Annotated in this window: 31 protein-coding genes; 21 read left to right on the top strand and 10 right to left on the bottom strand. The window is 49.4% G+C overall.

Going from position 1 to position 25,784, the window contains the following annotated elements; genetic code table 11:
- Positions 1 to 308: 308 nt before the first annotated feature.
- Together J2Y43_RS13735 and J2Y43_RS13730 are read left to right on the top strand one after the other, a co-directional pair.
- On the top strand, positions 309 to 869 hold the full coding sequence (locus tag J2Y43_RS13735; RefSeq protein WP_309983476.1) for a hypothetical protein: 561 nt from the start codon (positions 309 to 311) through the stop codon (positions 867 to 869).
- Entirely contained in the window at positions 866 to 1,699 is an 834-nt protein-coding gene (locus tag J2Y43_RS13730; RefSeq protein ID WP_309983474.1) for a hypothetical protein, read from the top strand. The genes J2Y43_RS13735 and J2Y43_RS13730 overlap by 4 nt, the downstream gene beginning before the upstream one ends.
- 337 nt (positions 1,700 to 2,036) lie before the next feature.
- Here J2Y43_RS13730 and J2Y43_RS13725 read toward each other — a convergent pair whose 3' ends face one another.
- The gene (locus J2Y43_RS13725; RefSeq protein WP_309983472.1) at positions 2,037 to 2,519 is read right to left on the bottom strand and encodes a hypothetical protein; all 483 of its coding nucleotides are present in this window, start codon (positions 2,517 to 2,519) and stop codon (positions 2,037 to 2,039) included.
- Positions 2,520 to 2,948: 429 nt separating this feature from the next.
- Between J2Y43_RS13725 and J2Y43_RS13720 the strand changes: the two genes are divergently transcribed.
- The 6 genes from J2Y43_RS13720 to J2Y43_RS13695 all read left to right on the top strand — a co-directional run bounded on the left by J2Y43_RS13720 (position 2,949) and on the right by J2Y43_RS13695 (position 6,701).
- Positions 2,949 to 3,173, top strand: coding sequence for a hypothetical protein (locus J2Y43_RS13720; RefSeq protein WP_309983470.1), 225 nt, complete (start codon positions 2,949 to 2,951; stop codon positions 3,171 to 3,173).
- 772 nt (positions 3,174 to 3,945) lie between these two features.
- Complete coding sequence (locus J2Y43_RS13715; RefSeq protein ID WP_309983468.1) at positions 3,946 to 4,797, top strand: MFS transporter; 852 nt, start codon at positions 3,946 to 3,948, stop codon at positions 4,795 to 4,797.
- The gene (locus tag J2Y43_RS13710) at positions 4,788 to 5,282 is read left to right on the top strand and encodes a hypothetical protein (RefSeq protein WP_309983465.1); all 495 of its coding nucleotides are present in this window, start codon (positions 4,788 to 4,790) and stop codon (positions 5,280 to 5,282) included. Before J2Y43_RS13715 ends, J2Y43_RS13710 begins: the two co-directional genes overlap by 10 nt.
- Positions 5,283 to 5,321: 39 nt before the next feature.
- Positions 5,322 to 5,708 carry a VOC family protein gene (locus tag J2Y43_RS13705; RefSeq protein ID WP_309983463.1) on the top strand — a complete coding sequence of 129 codons (387 nt, stop codon included), beginning with the start codon at positions 5,322 to 5,324 and terminating at the stop codon, positions 5,706 to 5,708.
- 25 nt (positions 5,709 to 5,733) lie between these two features.
- Entirely contained in the window at positions 5,734 to 6,228 is a 495-nt protein-coding gene (locus J2Y43_RS13700; protein WP_309983461.1) for a DinB family protein, read from the top strand.
- Between the two features lie 50 nt (positions 6,229 to 6,278).
- Positions 6,279 to 6,701, top strand: coding sequence for a secondary thiamine-phosphate synthase enzyme YjbQ (locus J2Y43_RS13695; protein ID WP_309983459.1), 423 nt, complete (start codon positions 6,279 to 6,281; stop codon positions 6,699 to 6,701).
- Between the two features lie 152 nt (positions 6,702 to 6,853).
- Here the strand turns inward: J2Y43_RS13695 and J2Y43_RS13690 are convergent, their stop codons facing one another.
- The 3 genes from J2Y43_RS13690 to J2Y43_RS13680 are packed head-to-tail and all read right to left on the bottom strand — an operon-like array spanning position 6,854 to position 9,805.
- On the bottom strand, positions 6,854 to 8,017 hold the full coding sequence (locus tag J2Y43_RS13690; RefSeq protein WP_309983457.1) for an adenylosuccinate synthetase: 1,164 nt from the start codon (positions 8,015 to 8,017) through the stop codon (positions 6,854 to 6,856).
- Complete coding sequence (locus J2Y43_RS13685; RefSeq protein WP_309983455.1) at positions 8,017 to 8,946, bottom strand: hypothetical protein; 930 nt, start codon at positions 8,944 to 8,946, stop codon at positions 8,017 to 8,019. The genes J2Y43_RS13690 and J2Y43_RS13685 overlap by 1 nt, the downstream gene beginning before the upstream one ends.
- Before the next feature lie 4 nt (positions 8,947 to 8,950).
- A complete protein-coding gene (locus J2Y43_RS13680) occupies positions 8,951 to 9,805 on the bottom strand; it encodes a hypothetical protein (protein WP_309983453.1) in 855 nt (284 codons plus the stop codon).
- 268 nt (positions 9,806 to 10,073) lie between these two features.
- Between J2Y43_RS13680 and J2Y43_RS13675 the strand changes: the two genes are divergently transcribed.
- The 5 genes from J2Y43_RS13675 (at position 10,074) to J2Y43_RS13655 (ending at position 12,501) form a co-directional block, all read left to right on the top strand.
- Entirely contained in the window at positions 10,074 to 10,343 is a 270-nt protein-coding gene (locus J2Y43_RS13675; RefSeq protein WP_309983451.1) for a hypothetical protein, read from the top strand.
- Between the two features lie 20 nt (positions 10,344 to 10,363).
- Positions 10,364 to 10,744 (top strand): DoxX family protein, encoded by a 381-nt coding sequence (locus J2Y43_RS13670; protein ID WP_309983448.1) that lies wholly within the window; start codon positions 10,364 to 10,366, stop codon positions 10,742 to 10,744.
- A gap of 79 nt (positions 10,745 to 10,823) precedes the next feature.
- Complete coding sequence (locus tag J2Y43_RS13665; RefSeq protein ID WP_309983445.1) at positions 10,824 to 11,357, top strand: SRPBCC family protein; 534 nt, start codon at positions 10,824 to 10,826, stop codon at positions 11,355 to 11,357.
- A 42-nt stretch (positions 11,358 to 11,399) separates the two neighbouring features.
- Positions 11,400 to 11,966 (top strand): DinB family protein, encoded by a 567-nt coding sequence (locus J2Y43_RS13660; protein ID WP_309983441.1) that lies wholly within the window; start codon positions 11,400 to 11,402, stop codon positions 11,964 to 11,966.
- A gap of 49 nt (positions 11,967 to 12,015) precedes the next feature.
- The gene (locus tag J2Y43_RS13655; RefSeq protein WP_309983438.1) at positions 12,016 to 12,501 is read left to right on the top strand and encodes a thioredoxin family protein; all 486 of its coding nucleotides are present in this window, start codon (positions 12,016 to 12,018) and stop codon (positions 12,499 to 12,501) included.
- A gap of 8 nt (positions 12,502 to 12,509) precedes the next feature.
- Here J2Y43_RS13655 and J2Y43_RS13650 read toward each other — a convergent pair whose 3' ends face one another.
- From J2Y43_RS13650 to J2Y43_RS13640, 3 genes are all read right to left on the bottom strand, one after another.
- The gene (locus tag J2Y43_RS13650; protein WP_309983435.1) at positions 12,510 to 13,916 is read right to left on the bottom strand and encodes a mandelate racemase/muconate lactonizing enzyme family protein; all 1,407 of its coding nucleotides are present in this window, start codon (positions 13,914 to 13,916) and stop codon (positions 12,510 to 12,512) included.
- Between the two features lie 138 nt (positions 13,917 to 14,054).
- Positions 14,055 to 15,113, bottom strand: coding sequence for a substrate-binding domain-containing protein (locus tag J2Y43_RS13645; RefSeq protein ID WP_309983432.1), 1,059 nt, complete (start codon positions 15,111 to 15,113; stop codon positions 14,055 to 14,057).
- A gap of 137 nt (positions 15,114 to 15,250) precedes the next feature.
- On the bottom strand, positions 15,251 to 15,739 hold the full coding sequence (locus J2Y43_RS13640) for a GtrA family protein (RefSeq protein WP_309983430.1): 489 nt from the start codon (positions 15,737 to 15,739) through the stop codon (positions 15,251 to 15,253).
- A gap of 70 nt (positions 15,740 to 15,809) precedes the next feature.
- Between J2Y43_RS13640 and J2Y43_RS13635 the strand changes: the two genes are divergently transcribed.
- The 6 genes from J2Y43_RS13635 to J2Y43_RS13610 all read left to right on the top strand — a co-directional run bounded on the left by J2Y43_RS13635 (position 15,810) and on the right by J2Y43_RS13610 (position 20,332).
- Positions 15,810 to 16,667, top strand: coding sequence for a TraB/GumN family protein (locus tag J2Y43_RS13635; RefSeq protein ID WP_309983428.1), 858 nt, complete (start codon positions 15,810 to 15,812; stop codon positions 16,665 to 16,667).
- 38 nt (positions 16,668 to 16,705) lie between these two features.
- Entirely contained in the window at positions 16,706 to 17,206 is a 501-nt protein-coding gene (locus J2Y43_RS13630) for an N-acetyltransferase family protein (RefSeq protein ID WP_309983426.1), read from the top strand.
- Positions 17,207 to 17,219: 13 nt separating this feature from the next.
- A complete protein-coding gene (locus tag J2Y43_RS13625) occupies positions 17,220 to 17,630 on the top strand; it encodes a VOC family protein (RefSeq protein WP_309983424.1) in 411 nt (136 codons plus the stop codon).
- A gap of 393 nt (positions 17,631 to 18,023) precedes the next feature.
- Positions 18,024 to 18,461, top strand: a complete 438-nt coding sequence (locus tag J2Y43_RS13620; RefSeq protein ID WP_309983421.1) for an SRPBCC domain-containing protein — start codon at positions 18,024 to 18,026, stop codon at positions 18,459 to 18,461.
- A 74-nt stretch (positions 18,462 to 18,535) separates the two neighbouring features.
- The gene (locus tag J2Y43_RS13615) at positions 18,536 to 19,537 is read left to right on the top strand and encodes a bestrophin family ion channel (protein WP_309983419.1); all 1,002 of its coding nucleotides are present in this window, start codon (positions 18,536 to 18,538) and stop codon (positions 19,535 to 19,537) included.
- A 165-nt stretch (positions 19,538 to 19,702) separates the two neighbouring features.
- Complete coding sequence (locus tag J2Y43_RS13610) at positions 19,703 to 20,332, top strand: response regulator transcription factor (RefSeq protein ID WP_309983417.1); 630 nt, start codon at positions 19,703 to 19,705, stop codon at positions 20,330 to 20,332.
- Here the strand turns inward: J2Y43_RS13610 and J2Y43_RS13605 are convergent.
- Both J2Y43_RS13605 and J2Y43_RS13600 read right to left on the bottom strand, forming a co-directional pair.
- Positions 20,297 to 21,160: a HAMP domain-containing sensor histidine kinase gene (locus J2Y43_RS13605; protein WP_309983415.1), complete on the bottom strand. Its 864-nt coding sequence runs from the start codon at positions 21,158 to 21,160 to the stop codon at positions 20,297 to 20,299. The two genes, J2Y43_RS13610 and J2Y43_RS13605, sit on opposite strands and share 36 nt — an antisense overlap.
- A 167-nt stretch (positions 21,161 to 21,327) precedes the next feature.
- Positions 21,328 to 21,471 carry a hypothetical protein gene (locus J2Y43_RS13600; RefSeq protein WP_309983413.1) on the bottom strand — a complete coding sequence of 48 codons (144 nt, stop codon included), beginning with the start codon at positions 21,469 to 21,471 and terminating at the stop codon, positions 21,328 to 21,330.
- A 58-nt stretch (positions 21,472 to 21,529) separates the two neighbouring features.
- Here J2Y43_RS13600 and J2Y43_RS13595 point away from each other — a divergent pair, with 58 nt between their 5' ends.
- Complete coding sequence (locus tag J2Y43_RS13595; RefSeq protein WP_309983411.1) at positions 21,530 to 24,091, top strand: TonB-dependent receptor domain-containing protein; 2,562 nt, start codon at positions 21,530 to 21,532, stop codon at positions 24,089 to 24,091.
- 93 nt (positions 24,092 to 24,184) lie between these two features.
- Positions 24,185 to 24,901, top strand: a complete 717-nt coding sequence (locus tag J2Y43_RS13590) for an outer membrane lipoprotein-sorting protein (protein ID WP_309983409.1) — start codon at positions 24,185 to 24,187, stop codon at positions 24,899 to 24,901.
- 128 nt (positions 24,902 to 25,029) lie between these two features.
- Here the strand turns inward: J2Y43_RS13590 and J2Y43_RS13585 are convergent, their stop codons facing one another.
- On the bottom strand, positions 25,030 to 25,662 hold the full coding sequence (locus tag J2Y43_RS13585) for a response regulator transcription factor (RefSeq protein WP_309983407.1): 633 nt from the start codon (positions 25,660 to 25,662) through the stop codon (positions 25,030 to 25,032).
- Between the last annotated feature and the right edge of the window lie 122 nt (positions 25,663 to 25,784).

Below are 25,784 nucleotides of genomic sequence, written 5' to 3'. Positions count from 1 at the left end.
TTCTCACCTTTCCGGTAGCGGACAGCTATCAATCGAATAGCCAACCATCGGAGAAAACCCGACCTTTCCGCATAAGCTTTTACAACGAAAGGACACATGAACTGAAAGGGAATTTTCTGGACAAGGTAAGTGATGAGGTTGATGAATCACTCCAACCATATAGTATCATTCGCGTCCAGGTCATCGAATAGGCCGCCCGCAAATTGCATGCCTCCCGGACCATGTCCGGGAGTTTATTACCAATCAAACTATTTTGATATTTACTTGGATTGTGATAAGATTACAGCAGTTACAACCGCCCTATCAAGATGATTAGAAAATGTCTACAAATAAGAGAGGATTTCGAGCTGTACAAAAGGCTTCTCGAAAAGGACAAATTTATAGAAGAGCGTGCTATTGACCTCGTAGATAACGGAGCCACTTGGCGACGGCAAAATGCGAGCATAAATCATGATTCACACGAAGACATGTTCTTTGGCGTTGATAAACAGAAATTTGGAAATAAATATGGCCTGAAAATATTCATTAAAATCTTGTTTGATGAGCCAGTTTTCTATTTCGATTCGGACGGCCCGGCGCATTTCAACTATGACAAAGTGAACGGATTAAGTGGTTCTAGCATAGGAACTCCACATTTCAACTTTTACGACTCAGAGGGGATCAAGCAAGCGCGGCGCACTGAGTTTATAGAAGAAAATATTTCAAGATTGCAGAATGACATTAACTTCGGTATGGAATATTTTTGCAAGGAGGCCCACATTAACACCAATTCCCATGTTCCACGAATACGAGAAGGGCTACAATTGGGTATTTTTGCAAACGAGATAGATGATATCCACCGTGGAGTAGATTTTCTCGATGAAATATGAACTGGAAACAAGTATTCGAGGCCGTCAAATCAGACTTTTGTAGCCTCATGAATTTTAAGGTCAGGGGGGATACACTGGAAGTCCAAACAAGTTTGGTTACACTTGGAAATCAATTTGTTTCAGTTTTCATAAGCCTAAAGAATGATGTATTCATTGTTTCCGATGGAGGCTGGATCGATCAAAACTACTATGGCGATTCGGATCGCGACCAGATCGAAGAAGACATTATTCAAAGAATTGAAAGTCAGCTCCGGTATAGCTACAAGATGAACCAGGTTAGGGCAAAGACTGGTGCGATTTTCAACTTCAAGACGACCTCGGATATAAAATTGTTGTCCTTGACGGCATTTGAAACGGCTCATTTTGTTACACAGATGGCGAACGCTCGGCTAACTCACTACGCAGAGGACAAAATCCCGGCAGAGCGACAGATGTTTGTCAGCGAAGTGAATTCTATTTTAAAATTTCAATATGGATCTCAATTTTCAGCAAATGATTCACTGGACGCACATATTGGAGAGCTTGGAAACATCAAATTTAACGCAATTATAAGACGCCCGGCAAAAACAAGCCTCTTAATGTACGTAAGTGGATCAACTCACGGCAACTTTGTTCGAAGTGCGGCGGTCGCGACAATTAACTTCCAGATTGCTAACAAAGATTGGACGGCGAGAAGGTTTAACAAGGTGGCAATCGTTAATAGTCAGGCGCCAGGATACAACCCTGAAAGAGTCCACGATTATTTGAGGGAGCTCAGGGAGGAAACTAGCACGGACTTGCTTGACTTTTACAAAAATCAGCCCAATATCGTGGAGTTGATTGCAGCCTAGTACTGCACCTTACACTCAACACGATCTCGAACAAGGATTGATTTTTGAGACTCGGTATCTACCCGATATCCATCACATGAAACCTCCCGGACCAGTGCCGCGATTTTTCATGTGTAATACTCCACTCCTTCGTTTTCCACTGGCACTGAAACTGCGACATCCCGTTTGTTTTCGTCCAATGTCTCAGTTATGGTGCCGCGATTTCTGTTGTTGAGATACAGACGACATCCACACCAATCCAAGAACTTGCTGGGAGACTGCGCTGATCCATATACGAAAAGCCCGTACAGATAACCCCGCTCCCAAGGCGCAAGAGATCAAGGGATTCTACGGATATTCATTGCTTTGAAAACAGGACATGGTCTTCACTAACCTCACCACTGGATAGGATCGTGGCCTTTGACTTCACATCAAGTTCGCGCCCGATTAAAGTTGCATCAAAAATCACGCGCACTTTCTCCATCTTTTGGTAATCAATGAGCCATTCGACCGTTCTATCCAGGTTAATATTATCTGCCCGAGTCAACTCAATACTGTCAAAAGTTATTTCAAAGGGCGTTGTTGTTGTAGTCACTTCGGTACCAATAGGTATTACCTTAGCAGTTTGACGGTGCTTCAAGCTAATCTTGTTATCTGCAATTTTGGTGATCGTCCACCGTACAGTATATTCCACCGTTACATTTTCCAGGTAAACCACTGAATACCTATACTCATACGATCCAACTAAATCCGTAGTCAGATCTTTGGAAGGGCTTGGATCTGAGTCTTTTTTGCAAGATAAAGATGTTAAGAATAGAGCTATGAACAATAATTTTCTCATTGGGAGTGGCTTTAAGACGTAAACTTCGGAATATCATTTAGTAATTCCAATTAGTTGTGAGTACTCGCTTAGCTGTTCGCCGGTCATACAACAACGAAAAGGCGACGGGCAATTAGACCGTGAGTGATGGCCGAGACGAAAATTATCTATCGGCGGGGATAAGGTTGGCGGGGACTTAGTATAAACGTACAGGTTCAACTATTTTTTGACCGATGATTGGTTATGAAGCCGCACAGGCCTGAATGGCGCGTCCCGACGCTCAAAGACGCTACAACGTTAGAAAACTCGCTGAAAAAGGTTACTCATGTTCTTCAAAAGTTAAAATGATAAAGGCCGACTTCGAGCTGAAAGATTGAAAAACTTTGTTGTAGCGATAAGACTCTGTTGATTCTGGTATAAATCACCAATTAAACTTAAACAGATTGCACAATGGGGATAGTCAAAAATTACATGATTTTAGAAGTAGGCATCAAGGACGTTGGTTTGGGCTCGACGAAAGACTTAACCGCAAGTCCACTGTCAGAGGAAGGCAACAGCGGACGCATGGCAATATTCGAATCTGAACAAGCGGCGAACAAAGAGGTGGAGAGGCTCTTGTCTCCATACTCTTCTGGTCACTACATTATCCTGCCGGTATATTCCAACGAATCGTAGAATTCAATGATGGGCAGATGTCGGGCTTGACCATTGAGGTCGCCTCAGTTAAAGTGTGGAATGATTATTGCTGCTGTTATAGATAACTTAACCAGGAAGCCCAATGAAAACTAACCTCCAAAAGCTCAACATATTAGGTAAATATGAACGAGACAGGGCCGCGCTGGCTAACCGACAAGTTGCCGAATTCGATTCATTGTCACTAGGAGGCGCTCGAAAACTTCGGATTACGCACATGTCCCAAGTTTTAGAGTTGCAGGAACGACTCTTTCGAGATCTTGCCGGGTAATGGCATCTTGCAGGGAAGTCTGACTCCCAACATCAATATCTGATCTGACAGTATTGATGAAGTTCATCCGGGTTTTGATCCGAATCGCCGTTTGGCCGATTCCATAATGTCTTGTTACCACGGAATGCCGCTCCCCTTTTTCACTTAGATTGTCAGCAGGCTAACGTGAAATTTCAATTCAAAAATCCCCACTTCTAGCCTCCAATGGCATCCAAACAATATGCCCTCCGGAGCCGGCGACACGTCGGGCTTCGCTGTTGTAAATATTATAACTCGAAAAGTTCATTGTGAGTCTCATTGTGAGTCTTCGCGACCAGCTAGCAAAAATAGCCCTCACAAGCTCACTGAGCCACTTTTTCCAAATCCTGTCTCATTTCACCCGTAAATTGTCCTATACTCACCCCGGAAAAATGCCGGGCTGGCCGTATTTTTGTAACAACACTTCGCAAGCCGGTGACAATCCGGTGATTAATCCATATCGTTATGAAAACGTTTTATGCGGTTTTAGCCAACTCGCTGGCGGCTGCGCTTACAAATACGTTTGTCTGGTTTGCCGTCACTTTCTGGGTTTATCTCGAAACCCGGTCGGTACTCGCCACGTCGGTTATGGCCGGGGTTTACCTCGCAACGGTCGCCGTTTCGGGCTTCTTTCTCGGCTCAATCGTCGACAGGTACCGGAAAAAGACTTCAATGATGCTCTCGGCCACGCTCACCCTGGTGCTCTACATCATCGCCCTCATCATTTACGTCTCCACGCCCGAAGCCGTTTTCAAAGACGATTCGAGTGTTAACCTCTGGCTTTTTATCACGCTATGCCTCTTCGGCGCCATTACCGGAAACATCCGCTCCATCGCATTATCCACCGTGGTGACGATCCTGATCGAGGAAGACAACCGGGACAAGGCCAACGGAATGGTCGGCACAGCGAACGGGGTGTCGTTCCTGATCGCGTCGATTTTCAGCGGGCTGGTAATCGGTTACCTGGGCGTATTATGGATGATGGTGCTCGCCGTGGGGTTGAGCGTTGTGGTAATCCTGCACTTGCTTACGATCTCCATTCCCGAAAAAGAGGTCGTCCACACCGAACCGCACACGCAGCACATCGATATCCGCGGCACCATTGCCGCCGTAGGCATGGTTCCCGGTCTTTTCGGACTGATTTTCTTCAACACATTCAATAACTTCCTGGGCGGAGTGTTTATGTCGCTCATGGACGCCTATGGCCTCTCGCTCGTATCCGTACAGGCATGGGGAATCCTGTGGGGCGTGCTGAGCCTTGGTTTCATCGTCGGCGGGCTGGTGGTAGCCAAACGCGGCCTGGGAAAATGCCTTTGAAAACCCTGTTTACCGCCAACATCGTCATGTGGCTTATATGCATGATTTTCCCCATTCAGTCGTCCATTGTGCTGCTGGGCATCGGCATGTTCGTTTACCTCTGCCTGATCCCGGTTGTGGAAGCGACCGAGCAGACGATCCTTCAAAAGGTTATCCCGCACGAGCGGCAGGGACGTGTGTTCGGGTTCGCGCAGAGCATCGAGCAGGCTGCTTCGCCGATTACCGCATTCATGATCGGACCTATTGCGAAGTTTATTTTCATTCCCTTCATGACCACCGGCGCAGGCGTTCGCCTCATCGGCTCCTGGTTTGGAACCGGTACGGCACGCGGTCTGGCACTTTTGTTTATCGTAACGGGCATTGTGGGCCTCATTGTGACGCTGTTAGCCATGCAATCCGCAGCGTACCGGAAATTATCGCTCGTTTATCGGAAACCCGCGCCCGAATACGATACCGACGACGTGCCCGTCAGCGAAGAGGCCTGATAGCGTTTTATTTTCAATCAACAACTAACCTGCACAGCTATGTTTGGACAAACGAAAGCTTTCAGCGGATACTCGGTCGACGACCTGCGGAAAGCACAGCAGTTTTACGGCGAAATACTTGGAATAGAAGTATCTCAGCAACAGGAAATGCCTGTGCTCCACCTGCACATTCACGGAGGCTACGAGGTAATCCTGTACGAAAAACCGAACCACGAACCAGCGACCTTCACCGTCCTCAATTTCCCTGTGAAAAACATTGAAGAGGTGGTTAAAACACTCAAATCCAAGGGAGTGAAGTTCGAAAGCTACGACTGGCCGGGATTCAAGACGGACGCCGACGACATCATGCGGGGCAACGGCCCTACCATCGCGTGGTTCACCGATCCGGCTGGTAACATCCTGTCGGTCATTGAAACTGAAAAATAATCATCCTTAACCTTCAACTGAAAACATGGAAAACACAGCAAGCACCAGAATGCAGGGTGTTGTAAGTATGTACAATTTACAAACGCCCTTTTTTGCATTTGTAACAGAGAATATTTCCCATGAAGACACACAAAAGCGCCTGGATACCAAAGCCAACCACATCGGCTGGCTCGCGGGCGCGCTCGTGGAGCAACGCTTCGACCTCGCACGCCACCTTGGCTACGAGGGCCAGCAGCAGGCCAACGAGTTTTTCAAAGACTTCAAGGGGATTCAGGATGGTGTGGAGTATCCGTCGATCGCGTCGTATCAGGAGGATTGGAATAAAATCACCCCCATCCTGAAAGACTTGCTGAGCAACGTGAGCGATGAAGAACTGGAACGGCGCATCGATATGGGGCCGGAGTTCTCAATGTCGCTCTATGAACTGATCACGTTCTCGATCTACCGCGAAGCGAATATCATCGGACAACTCGCGCTTTGGCGGCGGTTACTCGGGTATCCGGGCATGCGATACATGTAAAATAGGCGGAATTGTACTTTCTTGCGGGCTAATCAGCGATCAGGCATTCTATGAAAATGTTTCAGCAAGGCGTTCAGCTCAAAGCAAGAAGCCGCGGTTTCCACCTCATTACCGGGGAAATCCTTCATGCATTACCGTCGATCAGCGAAATCAAGGCCGGGATGTGCCAGGTATTTATCCAACACACCTCGGCTTCGCTGACGATCAACGAAAACGCGGACCCGACTGTCCGCATCGATTTTGAGATGTATTTCAATAAATCGGTACCCGAAAACGATCCCGATTACCGGCACGACTACGAGGGTTCCGACGATATGCCGGCGCATTTGAAAGCGTCGCTGCTGGGAAGCTCTGTGACGATCCCGGTACGCAACGGCCGGCTAGCGCTCGGTACCTGGCAGGGGATTTATCTCTGCGAGCACCGCGATTACGGCGGCCCGAGAAACCTCATGGTCACCGCCTGGGGCATTTAGGCATTGGCGATATCATATAGAAAGATATTTGCCATAGCCATTCAAATTTTACTAAAAGTATTTTACATATTATAAGTATCATACATTCTCCCTTAATCCAATCACCTCAACCCTTCTGACGAGCGGCGCCCAAAAACGAACACACAATTCCCTCAGCGCCATTGCATTATCGTTGCTGATCCAGGCCCGTCGTTGGCCCAAACCTTGTCGCAAAGCGCAATCTGTTTCAAAAACGAATCTCTCGTTGGCGCCGTCAGGACATTTCCGCCGGAAAGGTATTGGTAGCTGGTCAGCTGGTCCATGCAGGAGACGACCATTTGCTTCTCGGCTTTGCCTGCAAAGCTGGCATCACATTGCAGTGCATACCTGAGCATGTCGGTATCGAGAATTCCCGTCCGGAATGCGCCCTGGTGCCCGTCCGGGCGGTTGGTTTCGTGCAGGTTGTTAGTGAGCGAGATGGGATAGCTTTCCGCCGACATCCAGCCGTTTCCATGGCGGGTCTGGTAGGCCCTGGTAAGGTAATAAACCGTCGCAGCAACGTGCAAGCCATTGCGGCGCAGTATTTCAAAAGCATTTCGGCTGGTTGTATTCGAGCGGGTCACATTTGGGAAAATACCGAAATCCATATCCAGCAAAATTCCCTGTCCGCCTTCGAAAATATAGTTTTCAAAACCCATTTCGAACAACCGGCTTTCTGTCAGCAGGCGGATCGTCCCGCGGGCACTATCGACATCACGCAGAAACTGGTCCAGCCGCATAATTTCCAGTTCCAGCGCTTCCAGGCAACTTTCCAGCCCGCGTGCTTTAAACCTGATCCGGTAGTAGTCGCGTACCGCTTCGAGCTTACGTTCCAAAACGGCCGGAAAAAACAGGTCCTGCGCATACAGCTTGAACGGCCCCTCGTTCCGCTCGATAGTCGCGCCAAAGCCCACGCCCACAGTTCCATGAGCAAGGTTGGCGCGATCACTTATATTATAGAATTTATCAAAAGGTGTTGTAACCATGGCCAGCGGGTCTACAAACAACACCGGGCTAACGCCCCATCGCTGCAATGCCCTGGACTCCCGTACAATGCCCGTAGGGTCGATCGTGCAGAACCGGGAGAAGAACACGGGTACCTGGCGAAAAGAGCCTGAGCCAAAGTTCGAAAACACGTGCAGCTGACCATCCGCGTGCAAGACGGTATGCCCGCATTGGTGCCCCCCATTGAACCTGATCACAACGGGATGGTCCAGCTTGGAGGAAAGGTAGTCGGTAAAAACACCCTTTCCTTCATCGCCATAACCCATCCCTAAGACAATCTGAATATTCCCCATTACAATGCGATAATGCCGGAAATGCCGTGATCACGGCGAACGAGTGAATCTTTGACAGCCACCAGTGCATTGGAAACCGATTGTCTTGTTTTGCTATCAAACCGGCTCATGGCATCATCGGCATTAACCCCTTTTACCAGCGCCACGGTGGTAGCGATGAGCTCCGCAATGTTGTTCTGGTCTTCGAGCACCAGGAAACGCTCGCCGAGCAATGTTTTCCATTGTGAAAACACAAAATGATCGTTGTGATAGCTGGCTTCGTTGGCATGAATATGAAAAACGAAATACGACCGGCAGGCTTCGTTCAGCAACGACGCCGCATTGAGATTTTCCTTCCCGCGGTACCCACATTTGGCCCGTAACAAATCGGCGGCCATAACGTCATGAAAGCCCTCGTCGCCGATCGTAAAAAGGAAACCCTTTTCCTGCCTTTTCTCAAAGGAATCAATGGAAGTATGCCTCGCCGCGAAGTACCAGGCCAGTGGATAGCTTTCGCGGTTCTGTCCGCCTCCGCCCCGCTCGATGAAAATCCGGGAAAGGCAGGCATCCAGCTCCATTGTACCCGATTCGAACTGACCTACCTGCAAAGGATAATCGTCGGAAATGTGATCTCCCACCGCCATAAACATGATTTGCGGATCCAGAATACCGTTGCTTATCAATGTGTTCATCAATGCGCCGAGTTTATTCTTGATCAGGTTTTCGGGGATCGAACCCATTGAACCGGTTACGTCCAGCGCCACGACGATCGGCACCGAATCGGGATGCAGATTCGAATCCCGCGACTCCCGGACGTCGACGCCCTCCGGGGAGAGGTCGGGATGGATCACGCCCAGCTTGTTTTGTGTGAAATTGTCGTCGATCGATTGCGTTCTGCGCACCCGGCTCACGCTGTCGTAAGCATCGTCACTCCATGAGGAATAGCCCATTGTTTTAAATATTTAAGTGTATGAATTGAGATGGAAAATTTCGGTCGAGCATTTCGCGGTATTTTTCATAGCACACGAGCGAATCGTCATCGGAGCTTAGAAGAAAATCTACAAACTCACGGGGTTGGGTTTTACGCAACGCAGTACCAAGCCCGGAACGGTCGCCGAGGAGATAGGCGCCTATCCGTTTCACCATTTCGAGGTCGGCATTTTCAGTGGCCTTTTTGTCTCTCAGCAGTTGCCCGGGATACCAGTGCCGGTAGGCGCCCGATATGGTCCGGACTTTGCCGCTTAGCGCTGCCAGGTGGTAAAAACCGGCGACGGCAATCCCATGTGTTTCGGGCACGAGCATTACCTGCGCGGGCGTCAGGCCCAGGTGCGCGCAGCCCGTATGCCTGTGCAGCAGCATGCAGAATTCCAGCAACCGCGATACGACCCAGTTCACATGCTCCTGAGGCAATGTGAGGTTCACCAGCGGTACAGCCCTTTGGGAAAGTAAAAAACTGTCGTCGGCGTCCCAGCTATAAGGCATGTAGCGCCTGAAATGCTTCGGCGCAGCGACTGCGACTTCCTCCTGGTTCCGCTTGGCCTGCGCCACGGCCTGTTTGTCGCCCTGGAAGAGTACCCAGTGATTGTTGGTCAGGAATTTGCCGGAATCGTCGGTAAAGACAGAGCCGTTGCCAAAATGCCGGAAGAGTTCGATCAGCCGCTTGGTAGCTTCCTGTGCAGAAGGATGGCTGCATTTGTCGGGATGGATGGCCTTCAACATGTCCCGGTAGGTCATGGCCGTACTTTCTGCCAATACCTGGTAATCGATGGCTTGCAGCACCTGCGCGATCAATCCGCTGTTGTCTGTCATGACTCGTAATTTCCGTTTATGAATACCCACAAATAGCTGAGAGAATGCCAAGGTATTCGAAGTAACGGCACCAAGCCTACGCCATTGAGCATGTGAATGATATGGATTAGCGATCGGTGCAACGCGGGGTCAATTCCCTTTGTCACAATCACCCCCTGACAATGTCGCAAATCACATCCGTTTTTCTTGACCGAACCCGCTTAGTTTGTAACATCGGAATAATGCCAAACAGGGCGGATCGAAACGCCTTCAAAACTGATCGGAACAAATGGTAGAGGTATTCAAAACAACGGTAGAGAAGCAAAGCCAGGCAAGGTTACTTGTCGATCTGATTTGCCTTGCATTCACAGGCTACCGGGCCAGTTTCGACCTCGAAGATTGCGATAAGGTATTGCGGGTCAGTTGTGACGGCACGGCGATATGCAATACCAGCGTCATAGGCCTGCTGGAAAGCTTCGGCTATGAGGCGGCCGTTCTGGAAGACGACTATTCCGAAACCGCTCTTCCGGCAGCATCACAAGTCCTATCCATTCTATAACCATATAAACTACATCAACTATGAAAAAGACAAGGATCATCTTCTGGGTCGTCACCGCCTTGCTGGCTATCATGATCGGCATTGGGGCCGCGTACGATGCCATTTCGGCACCTGAGGCCGTCGCGCACGTAACACGCATCGGCTATCCTGCTTATATAGTACCTTTCCTGGGCGTTGCCAAAATCCTCGGCGTCATTGCGATCCTCGTTCCGGGTTATCCGAGAATCAAGGAATGGGCTTATGCAGGTATTTTTTTCGATCTGTTCGGCGCATTTTACTCGCACATTGCATTCGGCGATGGCCCCGATATGTGGGCACCTTTTATCATCGGATTCGCGCTGATCGCCGTATCCTATATTTATCACCACAAATTGCAGCGCGAAACGCTCGCTACCGCATAACAGGGCTTACGGATTCCGGCCCTTTCATGATTTTGTAGTCAACTTATTACCAATCCCATAACCTAAAAACACTTTCAAAATGAAGATCATCAAGAAAATCCTGTTTGTCATCGCAGGCATCATTGTACTCGCCCTGGTGGCCGCACTTTTTGTGAGCAAGGAGTACAGCGTCAAACGGGAGATCACCATCAACAAACCCAGCCAGGAAGTGTTCGACTATGTCAAATTCATTAAAAACCAGGAGCATTATAACAAATGGGTGATGATGGACCCGAATATGAAAAAGGATTACCAGGGTACCGACGGCACAGTGGGCTTTGTGTACGCCTGGGACAGCCAGAAGGACGACGTCGGCAAGGGGGAAGAAGAAATCAAATTGCTCGAAGAGGGTAAAAAAATCAACCTCGAAGTGCGGTTTAAAAAACCGTTCGAAGGACTTGCCGTAACCGAAATGACCACCGAAGCGATCTCACCCACGCAAACCAGGGTATCGTGGGGAATGAGCGGAAGAAGCGCCTATCCCATGAACCTGACGAACACCATCATGGACAGCATGTTGGGCGCAGATCTGGAAGAGAGCCTTCGGACGCTGAAAGGCATTTTAGAAAAATAGACAAGTGTAACTCATTCATCAACAACCAATCCGTCAAAAGCTATGTCAATCATTTCATCACCCGCAGAAGCGAAAACCAACGAGACAGTGGACCGGAAACAGCTATTGCACGACCTCGACCAAACGGAGCAGGACTTTTACTCGATCCTCGCCGCATTGACTCCCCGACAGTTAAACATCGTCCCGTTTGCGGGCAGCTGGACGGCCGGTCAGGTGGCAGAACACATTCTCATGGCCGAATCCGGCATTCCGGAGACCGTACTCGGCTCTACGGAGGAAACCGACCGGCCGGTAGCACAATATGTCCCCGTCATCGAATCGATATTCCTCGATTTTACCGCCAGATACCAGGCGCCCGAGTTCATTATCCCCTCGGCCGGCCCGCACGACCAGCAGCAATTGCTCGAAGCGTTCAAGGCCGAGCGCGCGGCGATCCGTGAGATCGCGGCTAATGAAGATCTCACGCTGACCTGTACGGATTTCGAATTCCCGCAAATAGCCAACCTCACCCGTTGGGAGTGGCTGCAATTTGTACTCTGCCATTCGAAAAGGCATACCCGCCAGTTGCGCAATATTTCGGAAAAAGTTAGCGGGGCATCCGACCTCTGATATTTCAAAGATTGATAACTTGCGGACTCATTTTTACTATCTCAGTGCTATGTTCCGTAAGTTATCATTCTTGTTATTATTGATGGTCGGCATGTCGAATGGCTATGCCCAGGTTGCTGCCACCAGTAAGAAAATAGCCCCTTTTCAAATCAGGCTGGTAAATGGCCAGCAGTACACGTCGTCGCAGCTTGCTGCCGGGCCGGTAGTACTCATCTATTTTTCACCGGATTGCGAACACTGCCAGAGCTTCACCAAAGATCTGCTGAAAAATTCCAGCGTGGTTGCCAATAAGCAGGTGGTTATGGTCACATTTCAGGCGATGGACATGCTGAAACCCTTTGTGAGCCAATACAGCCTCGGTACTTACCCGAATTTCAAAGTGGGTACAGAGGGTACGTCCTACCTCGTGCAGCGCTATTACCAGATCCGTTCGTTCCCTTACATTGCCATTTACGACAAAAAAGGAAACCTGGTGAGAACATTCGAAGGCGAACAGCCGCACGCCGAAATCTTCAAGGCGTTGAAGCAGATCTGATCCGCGTTTCAGCCGGCGAACATCGCTTCGTAATGTGCCGAAGGCGCTAAAATCCCGCCGCTTTCAGTGTAAAACGACTTATCGGTGAGATACACGCCCTTCTGCGTTTTCGTCCAGCTTCCATTCGCCATCGGGTGGAAAGCCGCGAGTTTGTCCCAGTTCTTATAGTATTGATGGCCGTTCGTTTCCTGCAAGCCAACCGACATTCCGGGAAAAGGCTGCAAACGGGCGGCCACATTCTTGTTCCAATCGACCAGGATCGGGTTTACCGTGAGGTCGGCGCAGAAGCAGGGCACCTTTTTTTCGTAAGCCAGCTGGGTGATTTTCATCGTCATACTCAGCGTTTTGGCAATGGCTTTCACCGCAATCGCCGAATACCCGAGCTCAATGCGGTGCGCGGCGTCTTCGACCGTGTGCGCGCTTTCGTCCGCGGCCACGCGCACGCCCAGGTCGCCCACGAAGGCTTCGTTGCTTTCCTCAAATGGCTCTTCAATCACGGCAATCTGATCGAATGCACCGATTTTTTTGGCGTGATCCAGAAAACGGAGCAGCGTTTCCTTCTTCTCGTAGCGGCCATTCGCATCGAAATAGTAAGGAATCTTGCCGTTTTGGGTATAAGGCGTTTCGTAGTGACCGATCGCCTTGTGCAGGGCCGTCAGGAAGGCAATGTCCTTCTCGATCATCTCTTGCTGCGTTCCCGCTGCGCCGGTTTTGAGTTTTAATATAAAATAACCTTCATCGGCCGCCTGCTTGATGCGTTCCGGCGAAGTACCGACGGCAAACGAAGGGATACTCGCCACTTTCTCATGCCGGTAGGAAAGTCCGGGCCGGTAAGCGGCAGGTACCATTTCATCAAACTGCTTCATGCCATTCTCCTGCGCGTAAAGCAGCCACGCGGCATTGTCCACGCACACGAGGGCATTCAATGCAAAGGTTTTCCGCAGGTCGGGGTTGCCGGTGATTTTCCTGCCATAAGCGAGTACTTCGGGTAGTATGTCGTCGAGCAATTGTACCGGATCGTTGAACGACGTCCCTTTGATCATCTGCAAGGCATGCTCGCTCATAGCGTACATCAATGCATTACCGGCACTTTCGGAATGGGCGGCGAAAACCTTGGAATCCGACCAGAGCACCCCCTGCGTACCCAGGCCTACCTTGCGGATACCCGAATCGGATTCCAGCATGGCAACAGCCTGCCAGCTGTCGGTGATGGCGCTGCCTTTAAAACGATAGGGGTTCAGCGGCTCCCGCTCAAAGTTGGAGCTGACGTTCTTGATGGTGATTTTCTTCACGGCTGGCTTCGAAAATGGATTGGGGAATTGGTTTTCAGGCGCAAACATACCGGCCGCAGCCAGAATACCCGCCCGGCGGGCAAATTCTCGTCGTGAAAAATGTTCAGGTTTTCCGGAAATCATGGGTTTGGGAATGTGTTTCAAATGGTCAGACTCGATATCAGGCAGCTACCCTGACCCAATATCCGAATTTTATTCCCCCAAAGTCCGTCAAAGCACGTTCGTTCTGCTTAGGGAAGGCGGGCCACATTTTCAGGAAAATTAATTCTGATAAAACTCGTAATTCTCCTTCGTCACGATGTCGATGGGCATATAGTTCTGCTTTGTGACGGGCGCATTCACGACGAGCGTCTGGTAAAGCGCCATCATACCTCGGTATCCCTGGTCGTCGGGGCGGTGACAGATCAGGAAGTCGATCACATTGTCTTCCAGGTAATCCACGTTTTCCTTCACAAAATCGTAGCCGATCAGCGATACGTGGGTACGGTGACTGTTTTTCAGGAACGATGCGACCGTATGCACGCGCGAGTTGGTCACGAATGCCGCGCCGATATCCTTGTTTAAATGGAACACATAAGTAAGGTGCCGCGCCACGGACTGGTAATCCGTTTCGCGGATATCGATGCGGACAATCTCGTTCGGCTGATTATTATCATTGAAATATGCCCTGAAACCATCCTCGATTTCGAGGTAATTGAAGTTGTCGATCTCCTTGGAAATATTGATGATCAGCACCTTCTTCTCCGGTTCCAGGCGGTACGTGAGCAGTTTTGCGCCTACGTACCCGCTTTTGCGCAGGTGCGGGCCTATGTATGAGAGGCTGTGCAGGTCGGGAATATCCGAGTCGATGAAAACGTATGGGATCTTCCGTCGCACGCATTCTGCCGCGAACTTGCGGGTTTCCTCGATGAAAGAAGGGGATATCAGGATTCCGTGAAAACCGGCATCGAGCACGAGCCGGATCTGATCTGCGAACGAATCCTTATTATTGAGGTCAAACAAAAACACTTGCACCTGCACTCCATACTGCTTCATTTCTGCCTCCGCACGGCGTATGCCGTTCAGCGGAGCCGACCAGAAATCCGTTTCTTCCGACACGTCGGGCAGTAATGCGGCGAGGCTGATGATCTTTTTAGAAGCCAGCCGGCTGGCGAGGATGTTGGGCTGGTAGTCCATCTCCTTGATGATCGCATTGATCTTCGCCTTGGTTTTCTCCGAAACGCCCGTCCGGTTATGCAGCACCCGATCGACCGTAGCGGTGGACACATTGGCGCGCCTGGCAATTTCCTTCACGCCGAACAATTCGTTCTCTTTTTCCATTCAAAGGTTTCGTTCGAAGGGATAAATATAGGCGTTGCCCGGCTATTCCTGCAAAGAAATCGCCGGGCACGACGCTATTCGTTGGGATTAAAAGGTGAAATGGCAGCGCATTTACCGTCACGTGCAGCCGAAATGCCTCAGATATCCAGCAGTCTTTTCAACCGGTCATAAAATCCGGTATCACGGAAAGTAAACTGCTTGTGTAAAACATAATTGCTCAAAAAGCTCGCCCCCATCGCCGCAATTTGTGAAAACAGTTTATTCAAATTAACTTCCTTTACCGAAAAAGGGATCAGAAAAATAAATGTGCCAAACCATTGCCGGGAAATATCATACAAAATGGCCGATCCATAAACGGTAATAAGGCAGGACAGGATCGAAACCATAATAAACTTTACGATCTGCCGCCGGGTTTGCGTCGTATTCCTTGCGTTGAATGCAAAAAGCCTTGTTAAAAAATAGCCGACGATAAATGAAAACCAATATCCCGCAAACAAGGCCGACTTATAGGAAATTGGAAGCCATTCCTGTAAAATAGTAGCAACCAGCAAATTGGTCAATGCACCGGTCGCTGCAACAACAAAGTAGGCAATGAGATCGCGGCGATTGAAAAGTTGGTCGGCCATAAAAAGGGTTTCTGACCCGCCAATATAGTTGTTTAAAACGCTTCATTTCAACTAAAAATCAGCAAACAGCATGAAAAGAGCATTACTCCTTATCCTGGTCGCAATCCTGAATTGCGCCGTCGCAGTGTTCGGGCAGGATAACCAGTCGGTATTGTGGGAGATTAGCGGTAAGGGGCTTGCAAAACCGTCCTATTTGTTTGGGACTTATCATGTGGCTTCCATTTCAGTGCTTGACAGCTTTCCACAAGTGATGCGCATCGCTACCAGCTGTGATTTCGCACTTTTTGAAACCGGTGGCTCGCATATCGGTGATACTCCTCCTCCGATTCAAACTGCTCAGCCGCCACTCGATTCGATCTTCACACCGGCAGAATATGCAATCGTTGACAGTTTTTTCACCGCGTCGTCATACGGCAGCATACGGCAGCACACCAATGATGCTGATCTTTTGTCAATGTTTCAAGTAGCCCTTACCATACAACTGGGCCATGGGAATAAGCAGGACGAGCCATTTGATGGCCTTCTGTTGAATCGATTGAGTAAACTAAATAAACCTGTTTTTCAATTGGATGATCCACAAGAAGTTGACAACGTAATAAATGGTTTGGGCTACCGGAATATTGCCAAAATGCTGGTAGATATAATTAATGATAAAACTGCCTTTCAGCAGCAAGCTCCTGAGGAAGCAAAAGACCTTGCATTATACTCCAAAACGCTTCGCCAACCGCTCAGGCTCAGCGAAGAAGTCAATGTAAATCTCGGAAAAGCAACTATTCACAGGAATGCACATTGGGTTCCTAAAATTGAAGAAAAGATATCAGAAGGAAATTGCTTTATCGCCGTCGGGTTTAAACATCTGCAATACAAAACCGGCCTCATCCAGTTACTTAGAAACAAAGGCTACACACTCAATCCGGTTAATCTTTAATAAAGTCCGGTTATCAATTGATTTAAATACCAAACACCTTGAATCAGGAAAATGTCACATTCCGGGCAATGGTCCCGACCGATGCTGATGATATTTTAGATATTATCAACTACTATATCACTCATTCTACATCCTACTTTTCCGAGACACTTTTAGACCAAGGCAGTATCTCACATTTATTCAATGAGCAAAACGTACTTCCGAGATACGTAGCCTTAAACGGCGGGGAAGTAGTTGGATTTGGATATGCCTATAACTTCCGGCCCGAAAGCACATTTTCACAGACCGCCAAACTAACCTATTGGTTGAAAGAGAATTACACCAGGAAGGGAATTGGGAGCGAACTTTACAATATGCTCGAAACCGAGCTTAGAGTTCTGAAAATATCCAGTATTTTAGTCAACATTTCATCGGAAAACACAGCCAGCCTGAACTTCCATAAAGCAATGGGATACAATGAATGTGGAAATTTCGAAAAAATCGGCTACAAAAACGGCCGGTATTTTGATCTGGTTTGGCTGCAAAAATTCCTTCATTAACCTTCTCCTCCCTATGACCAACCCAGCAATCCATGGCATCGCCCCATGCTTTATTGTCAGAAATGTCCCGGCCGCACTCGCATTTTACCGCGATTTCCTGGGTTTTGAGATTACATTCCAGGGCCCGAGCGAAGACGACATTTTTTTCGGGATCGTCGAGCGCGGCGCGGCGATGATTATGTTCAAGGCCGTCGGCGTGGACCCGATTCCCAACCACACGAGGGATATCAAACAAGGCATTATGCGCTGGGATGCCTACCTGTACGTACCCAATCCCGATGCCCTAGCGGCAGAGTTTGCATCCAGGAATGTCGAGTTCTTTCTGCCTATCTGCAACAACGACGATAACTTACGTGGTTTTGAGGTAAAAGACGCCGATGGGTATTTGTTGTATTTTGGAAGGCCAAATAAAAGTGACCAGTAAGTTTGTATTCCAACCGCACCGACCCACCTGTTAAATGAAAAAACCCCGGTTAATAAGACTAGGCCTGCTTGTAATCAGTATACTGCTATACTTCGTATTGATTCTTTGTCTGCTGGGAATACTTTTGATGTTAAGTGGAGGTGGTCACATTAGCGTTCCGATTGAAGAATACTACCCAGTGGTCGGTGTTGGAATATTCGCTATTCTAATACTAAAAGTGGTATCCAGGATTCGTAAAAATCTGAAAGCAAAACAACTGACGGACGACTCAGATGAGTACTAGCGACTACTTTGCTTTTCTGCGACCAGTCGATTTTCATTTAGTTCGCTTTCCCAAGGAATTCAAAGAGTTTAGCGGTTGTTCTCCTGCTTGGTTCTGAAAACATCATACCCGTGCACGAAAACAAAACCATTCATCTCGAAATCGTGATTAACACCTCCGCGCAAAACATCTGGGCGACGCTTACACAACGCGAGCTGATCGGCAAATGGATGCTCGATACACCCGTCGATATCCTCACTGAATGGCACGAAAATGGAAAATTGCTGGAACGCGGAGATTTGCATGGCTTACCGTTTGAAAACAGGGGAAAAATCGTTCGGTTCGACCCGCCAAATGCATTGGAATACACCCATTGGAGTTCGCTTTCGATCGTTCCCGACATTCCGGAAAACTATTCCGCTATTCGCTTTGAGCTCCGGGAAACCGGCAATCAAACGCTTCTAACCCTCACAATCCGCAACCTTCTCACATTCGAAATCCGCAAACACATGGAATTTTACTGGAAAACCGCGCTGCATTTGCTTAAAGAAGTAGCCGAATCGCACTAACAATTGTCTCGGAAGCGATTTGTTTGCATTTTAGGAGCCGAAAATTACTCACTCCCATCACTCAATAGCTCCTTATGTACATCAACCGCTACCTCTCACCTATTATCGTCTACTACTATTCCTGGCGGATGGTCCTGTTTTCGATCGCTACGGGCTCCATCGCCATTTTTGTGTACGAATACCTCGGCTGGAAATGGGTAGCTATCCCCTGGCTTCCGGTGTCACTGGTCGGTACGGCCACAGCATTTTTTGTGGGCTTTAAAAACAACCAGTCGTACGACCGCAGCTGGGAGGCCCGCAAAGTGTGGGGCGCCATTACGAACCACAGCCGGTCGTTCAGCGCTGCGGTACGCTCTTTTACGACCTGCTCGCCCGACTCGGACAACATTATTGCTGCTCAGGAAAACCGCATTATCATATACAGACACATCGCATGGCTGTACGCATTGAAGAACACCATGGTCCAGCGGACAAACTGGGAGCACACCGACCGCGCGAGCGAACGCCAACGCAAGGCATTCAGGCGTTCACAGGTACCTTGTGACGTGGAGATCGCGAAACACCTGCCCGAGGCGGAGCTTGCGTCGATCAAAGACAAGAAGAACCAGGCGACGCAGATCCTCGACCTGCAATCACAGCACATCCGTGACCTTCGCCGCGCCGGCTCGCTCGATGCCTATCAGCACGTGGCGCTGCAAGACCTTATTTCAAAGCTCTACGACGAACAGGGCAAAAGCGAAAGGATCAAAAACACGCCGTTCCCGCGCCAGTATGCGACTACGTCCATGCTTTTTATATTTATTTTCATGACGTTACTGCCGTTCGGTCTGCTGCCTCAGTTCGTGGATTTGGGTGAGAAGTACATGTTTTTGCTGATTCCTTTCAACATGATCGTCTCCTGGGTTTTTATGTTTATGGAATATGTAGGCGATATCAGCGAGAACCCTTTCGAGGGCTTGCTCAACGACACGCCCATCAGCACCATTATCCGCAATATTGAAATAGATCTGAAAGAAATGCTCGATGAAACCGATCTGCCGGCGAAGTTTTCGAGCTATTCAGGGACTTTGTTTTAGGATTAAATCAATCGGTGGACAATCAGCGAAGCAGTCCCGGACGCGGAGGATATCAAAAAAATGGGCATTTTAAGCGGAATGGGCCATTTTCGCCCCAAGGTTTATTTGCAGAACCGCGCGAAATGTTGCGATATTGCCATTAATTATATTCTCAACGTTCGCTAAATGATGAAAATACTAATAGCCGACGACCATTCGCTGGTACGTTACGGGCTTAAATTAGCACTTCACAACCATTTCAAAGATAGCCAGATCGACGAGAGCTGGGACGGTGCGTCGGTTAAGGCGCAATTTGCCATGCACGCCTACGACCTGCTGCTGCTGGACCTGAATATGCCGGAAACGGACTCCACCGTTTTGCTGCAATGGATCCTGGAATTTCATGCGAATACCAAAGTGCTGGTCGTCTCCATGAATGACGAAAGCATTTTCGGTAAACGCTCGCTGCAACAGGGTGCACATGGCTACCTGGAAAAAGATTCGTCGCCGGAAGAACTTCTGAAAGCAGTGAGGACCATCCTGGACGGAAAGCGTTATGCAAGCCCGAACCTGGCCACGATCCTGATCAACGACACGCTAACGGGCAAATCGGGCAATCCTTTCGACCAGCTCACCACGCGGGAGTTTCAGGTAGCGATTTACCTCGCCAAGGATTATTCCGTGACGCAGATCAGCGAAATTCTACAAGTTCAGTACACGTCGGTGAATACATTCAAGCGAAGAATATTCAAGAAGCTCAATATCGAAAACAGAAGTGCATTAGTCAGGCTGGCAGATGCCTATAACCTCGGTTGAATGCAACGGGGAGACAAAAGGGCTGTGTAATGCCAGGCCACCTATGCTCACGGTGGTGCCTACACCCCTGCCGCTTTTAACGGACATCGTGAAGCCGAGCGTGTGCGCAAAATCCGCGATCAGCTGATAACCCAGCCGGTTGTTCGGCTCCACCGGCGCATTGACAGCCGGGTTCGACAGCCGTCGCCGGACTTTCTGCAACTCGCTGGGTAGCATTCCGCTTCCATTGTCGGTGACAGTAAGTACCGGTCCATTTTCCGAATTGGTGAAAACAAGTCGCACCTCTCCGCCCCGCGTATGCTTGTTGGCGTTGTCGATCAGGTTTCTCAGGATAGCTTTCAGGATATCACGGTTGGTATAAACGAAGACATCTTCCGGGCAATCTACCACCAGTACATTCTTATTGAGCAGCACCATATCTTCAAAAAACTGCTGCAATTCGCCTGCTAATTCGCTGAATGAGAACGAATGCTGGGCGGGCTGGAAGTTCTCGTGCTGCGAGCGTGCCCACAGGTTCACCTCTTTCACAAAAGCGTGGATATTGCCTGTCGCTTTCTTGATTTCCTCGGTGCCTGCTTTCACTTCGGGAAGCTGGTCATTGGCCGCAAAACGCGACACGTGATCGGAAAGGACGTTCAGGAAATGCAGGGGCGATTGAAGATCGTGGGCGATCATCATCGTGATTTTTTGTTTGAGTCCGTTGCTGTATTCAAGCCTGCGCGACAGGTCTTCCACCTGTTGTTCCAGTTCCTTTTTGGCAAGTTCGAGCCGAAAGTACCGGCCCCGTACCCACAGAAAAAAAGCCAGCAGCGACACCACTGTCATCATGACACAGATCCATTGAAAGATCATAACTCACTACCGGGTTAGATTTGGGGTTACTCAGTGAACTTAGTATCGTGAAGGGTGCTTGATTATAGTTACACAAAGAAATCGTTTTTGTAGTAAATATTGGTACAAAAGGTCAATATTTTTACTATTATTTCTACATAACACTAGAAATCATCAATAAGCCCCACCAAAAACATAGCATTAGCACAAAAAGTCAACAGCCCGCCAAAAGTAAAGAGACCTCCTTTCCACTTTTCATCCATCGCGCCGATCCATTCATCCATCCCCCATAATCCGGCCTTTGTCATATTTTCCTTTCAGCCTTGCGTGCGCGCTACCATTTTTGTTGCGTCATTTACTAAAACCATGAAAATGCGAAGAATTCTCCTCATTTTTTCCATCCTTGCCAGCTCACTCCTATCTCCGGTATTTGCACAATTCCCAGGTACAGGAAGCAGCCAGCCCAAAGCCCTGCCGGGAACAGCCGGCGACCAAAGCCCGAAGGGATCGGCTAAGATTACCGGTTCCGTTGTAGATTCAGCTTCTTCAAAACCTATTGAATTTGTGAGCGTTGCGTTGTACGACAAAGTCAACAATAAGGCGGTTGACGGTACAGTGGCCGACGAAAAAGGAAAGTTCACCCTCAACAAACTCGCTGCCGGCGACTACAAGGTGCTCATTTCTTTCATCGGTTACGCCAACAAGACGATCGACAACATCAAGCTCTCCAAAGGCCAGGATATGGATCTTGGAACGATCAGTCTGGGCTCCAACACCAAAACGCTCAACGAAATAACTGTCACCGGGCAGGCCGCGCTGATTGAGGAAAAGGTGGACAGGCTGGTTTATAATGCAGAAAAAGACATTACGGCAAAAGGTGGCGACGCTACTGACATTTTGCGGAAGGTACCGTTGCTTACCGTCGATCTCGACGGGAATGTTTCGCTCCGAGGCAGCCAGAACATCCGCGTGCTGGTCAATAACAAACCCAGTACCATTATCGCCAACAGCGTGGCTGATGCATTAAAACAAATCCCGGCCGACCAGATCAAATCGGTGGAAGTGATCACGAGCCCGTCGGCCAAATATGACGCCGAAGGATCAGGCGGGATCATCAACATCATCACTAAAAAGAACTCGCTGCAAGGTCTCAACCTGAATATCGACGCCGGCGTAGGTAACCGCGGCTCGATGCTCGCATTGAACGGCGGTTACCGTAAAGGGAAGGCCGGTTTCACCATCGGCGGCTTCGGACGCGGCATGTACAACACCGTTACCAAAACCTCCCTGGAACAAACCAGCACCGTGGGAGACATTACCACCACCACGCTCCAGACCGGCGACGGTTCGAGCCACGGGCTCTTCGGAAACTACAACCTGGGCTTCGACTATGATATTGCTAAAAACCAGAGCCTCACGGCCGGCGTAAAATACGGTGTACGTAACTTCTCGAACCAGCAGGACCTTGCGACCCGCCTGATGAAAACCGGCAATCCGGATGCGCTCTCCGCACGCAATGTGGCGGCGGACAACCTTTCGGGAACCGTGGATGTGAATGTGGATTACCTGCACACATTCAAGCCGCAGCAGGAATGGAGCATTTCGACGCTGTACAGCCGCAACGACCTCACCAACGACTTCGACGCCGACATTTTTACTGAGAAAGAGTTGACTTCCCGCCAACGCAACCTCAACAAGAGCGTTAACCAGGAGTTCACGTTTCAATCGGACTACCAGACGCCGATCAAGAAAAACCAGATGCTCGAATTCGGCGGAAAAGGGATTTTCAGGGAAGTAAAAAGCAAGTACAGCTTCCTGACCGCCGAACCGACAGGTGACTATCGTCCGGAAACAGATCAGCCTGCGGGAGACCTGACCTACCATCAGAACATCGCGGCGGCGTATTCATCCTATACTTACACCACTAAAAAGCGCTATACACTCAAAGCAGGTTTACGGTACGAACACACGTTCATCGACGCGAGTACCAACGAGGGCGTTGTGGGTGTGGGTAACTATGGCGTGCTGGTCCCCAGTGTGAATGCTTCCAAGACATTTAAAGGAACAACTGTGAAACTCGGCTACAACCGTCGTATCCAGCGCCCGGGCCTGCAACAATTGAACCCGAACTTCAACTCGGCCAACCCGCAGAACATCACCGTAGGTAACCCGGAACTCCGTCCCGAACTGACCAACAACTACGAACTGGGTCTGAGCAAGAATATCAAAAAGACCTACGTAAATGCGACATTCTTCGGCCGATTCACCAACAATGCGATCTCGCAGGTGCGCCAGCCCTCGGACACCCTCGCAGGCGCGATCGTGACCACGTACGAGAACATCGGTAAGCAGCACGCATATGGCGCCAACATTTTTGCCAATATCGCTGCTACTTCCAAAATCAACTTCGGCGTTTTTGCGAACGTGTTTTATACCAAACTGACTGGCCAGACGATCGGACAAAATGGGCTTTCACAGGAAATCGATAACGACGGTGTGAACGTGAGCGGTGGTATTTTCTCACAGGCAACATTCGGAAACGGCTGGGGCGCGCAGGCATTCGGGTTCATGCAGGGCCAGCAGATTCAGCTGCAAGGCAAGCAGGGCGGCTTCGGTTTCTATACGATTGGCGTGAAGAAGGAATTTGCCAACAAAAAGGCCAGTCTCGGCCTCGCTGCCGAAAACTTCCTGAGCAAAAGGTTTAAAATGCATACCGAATTGACTTCCTTGCAGTTCAACCAGGTCAACGACGTATATCTTTACAACCGCGGGTTCCGCCTGACATTTACCTATAAAATTGGTAAAATGACGATGGATGCGCCGAAAAGGAAAGCCAAGTCCGTCAACAACGACGACGTGAAAAGCGACGGAGGCGGGCAACAAGGTGGTGGCGGACAGCAAGGCGGCGGCGGAAATGCACCCCGCTAGGTGCGCCCCGCTAGGCGCGCCCCGCCAGAATCAATACAGCGATATTTAATGAAACTTACACAAGCCTGTTTAAACTCAAATACAATTTCCGGTATGAAAACAAACAAACTAATTTGGACAATGGCAGTGGCGCTCGTCTCCACGGCTTCTTACGCGCAAACTGTCGATGAAATCGTGGATAAACACGTCGCTGCCCTGGGCGGGCTCGACAAGATCAAGGCTGTAAATACCGTCGTCACCGATCGTTCCCTGGCTGTACAAGGCATGGAAATACCGAACAAAACGACCCTGGTGGTAGGCAAATCAGTCCGCAACGAATCGACTGTGATGGGCAATACGATGATCCAGGTAGTGGATAACGGCCAGGGATGGATGATCCGTCCGACCATGATGGGCGGCACCGGAGAACCGGAAGATATGCCAGCCGACCAATTGAAACAACAACTGAGCTCGCTCGACCCATTCGGCGGCCTCGTGAATTATAAGGAGAAAGGCAATAAAGTGGAGCTCGTGGGCAAGGAATCCGTCGACAAGAAAGACGTTTTCCACCTGAAACTCACTACGACCGATGGGCAGGTAATCGATGAATTTGTGGATGCAAATACCTACCTGGTAACCAAAGTGAAGGTTTCGATGAACGGCAATGATGGCGAAATCGCTCTTTCGGACTATAAAGAAGTCGACGGTGTGAAATTTGCGAATACAATGGAAATCAGCAACCCGCAAATGGGAACCATGTCGTTCATTACCAACAAAATAACGGTGAATACCCCGGTAGATCCGGCGATATTCAAGAAGCCGGCGAAGTAAGCGCCTGCGGCGCCGACCATGGACCATAGACGATGGACCATGCTATTGCTGTCCGAAATGCATGGTCTATGGTCTATGGTCGGCGGTCGATGACCAATTCCCAACCGACACCCTACCGAATAGCGTTGTTACCTGAACAACGCTATTTTTTTTGACAATTCGATCGGGTCTTTTACTTCCATTTTATCGTAAATGCGCCGTTTGTAGGTACTGATCGTATTTTCTTTCAGATTCATGATCGCGGCGATCTCCTTGGTCCATTTCCCTTCGGTCATGAGCTGCATGACGCGCCGCTCACGGGGCGACAGTGTGACGATGGGGTTACCGCCTGTGGTGCGGCCGCTCATGTCGGTAAAGCTCGAAAGGAAAATTTGCTGCACATCATAGCTCACGTAGCGGCCGTGGTCGAGAATCGCCTGCACGGCATTCAGGAACTCTTCCTGAGGTGCCTGCTTGGAAATAAACCCATCGGCACCGGCTTGCAGGTACGGCAACGCGTAAACCTTCTCGTCAAATGCCGAGTGGATGAGGATCGGAAGCCCGGCTTGCCTTTCGCGGAGCATCTTCATCATTCTGACGTTCTCGCCGCCCGGAATATCGATGTCCAGCACGGCCAGATCGAAACACTCCTGTTCGAGGACCGCGAGTGCGTTCGGAAAAGTCTCCGCATGGCTTACAGCCGCCCGGGGATAAAACTCGGCAAATACCATTTTGAGCCCCAGCAGAATCAGCGGGTGGTCTTCAATACATAAGAATTTCATAGAGGTGCTAACCGATACAGACAGGGTATAATATTATTTCGTGCAATATTAGGAATATTATCAGAAAACAGATTCTCTCCGTTTTGTAGAAATATATCGAGATTTCAGCAACACCGCTTTGC

The organism is Dyadobacter sp. BE31 (assembly GCF_031457695.1).
Classification (GTDB): Bacteria; Bacteroidota; Bacteroidia; order Cytophagales; family Spirosomataceae; genus Dyadobacter.
The sequence above is the reverse complement of the archived record's forward strand: the minus strand, read 5'-3'. Positions and strand labels throughout refer to the sequence as shown.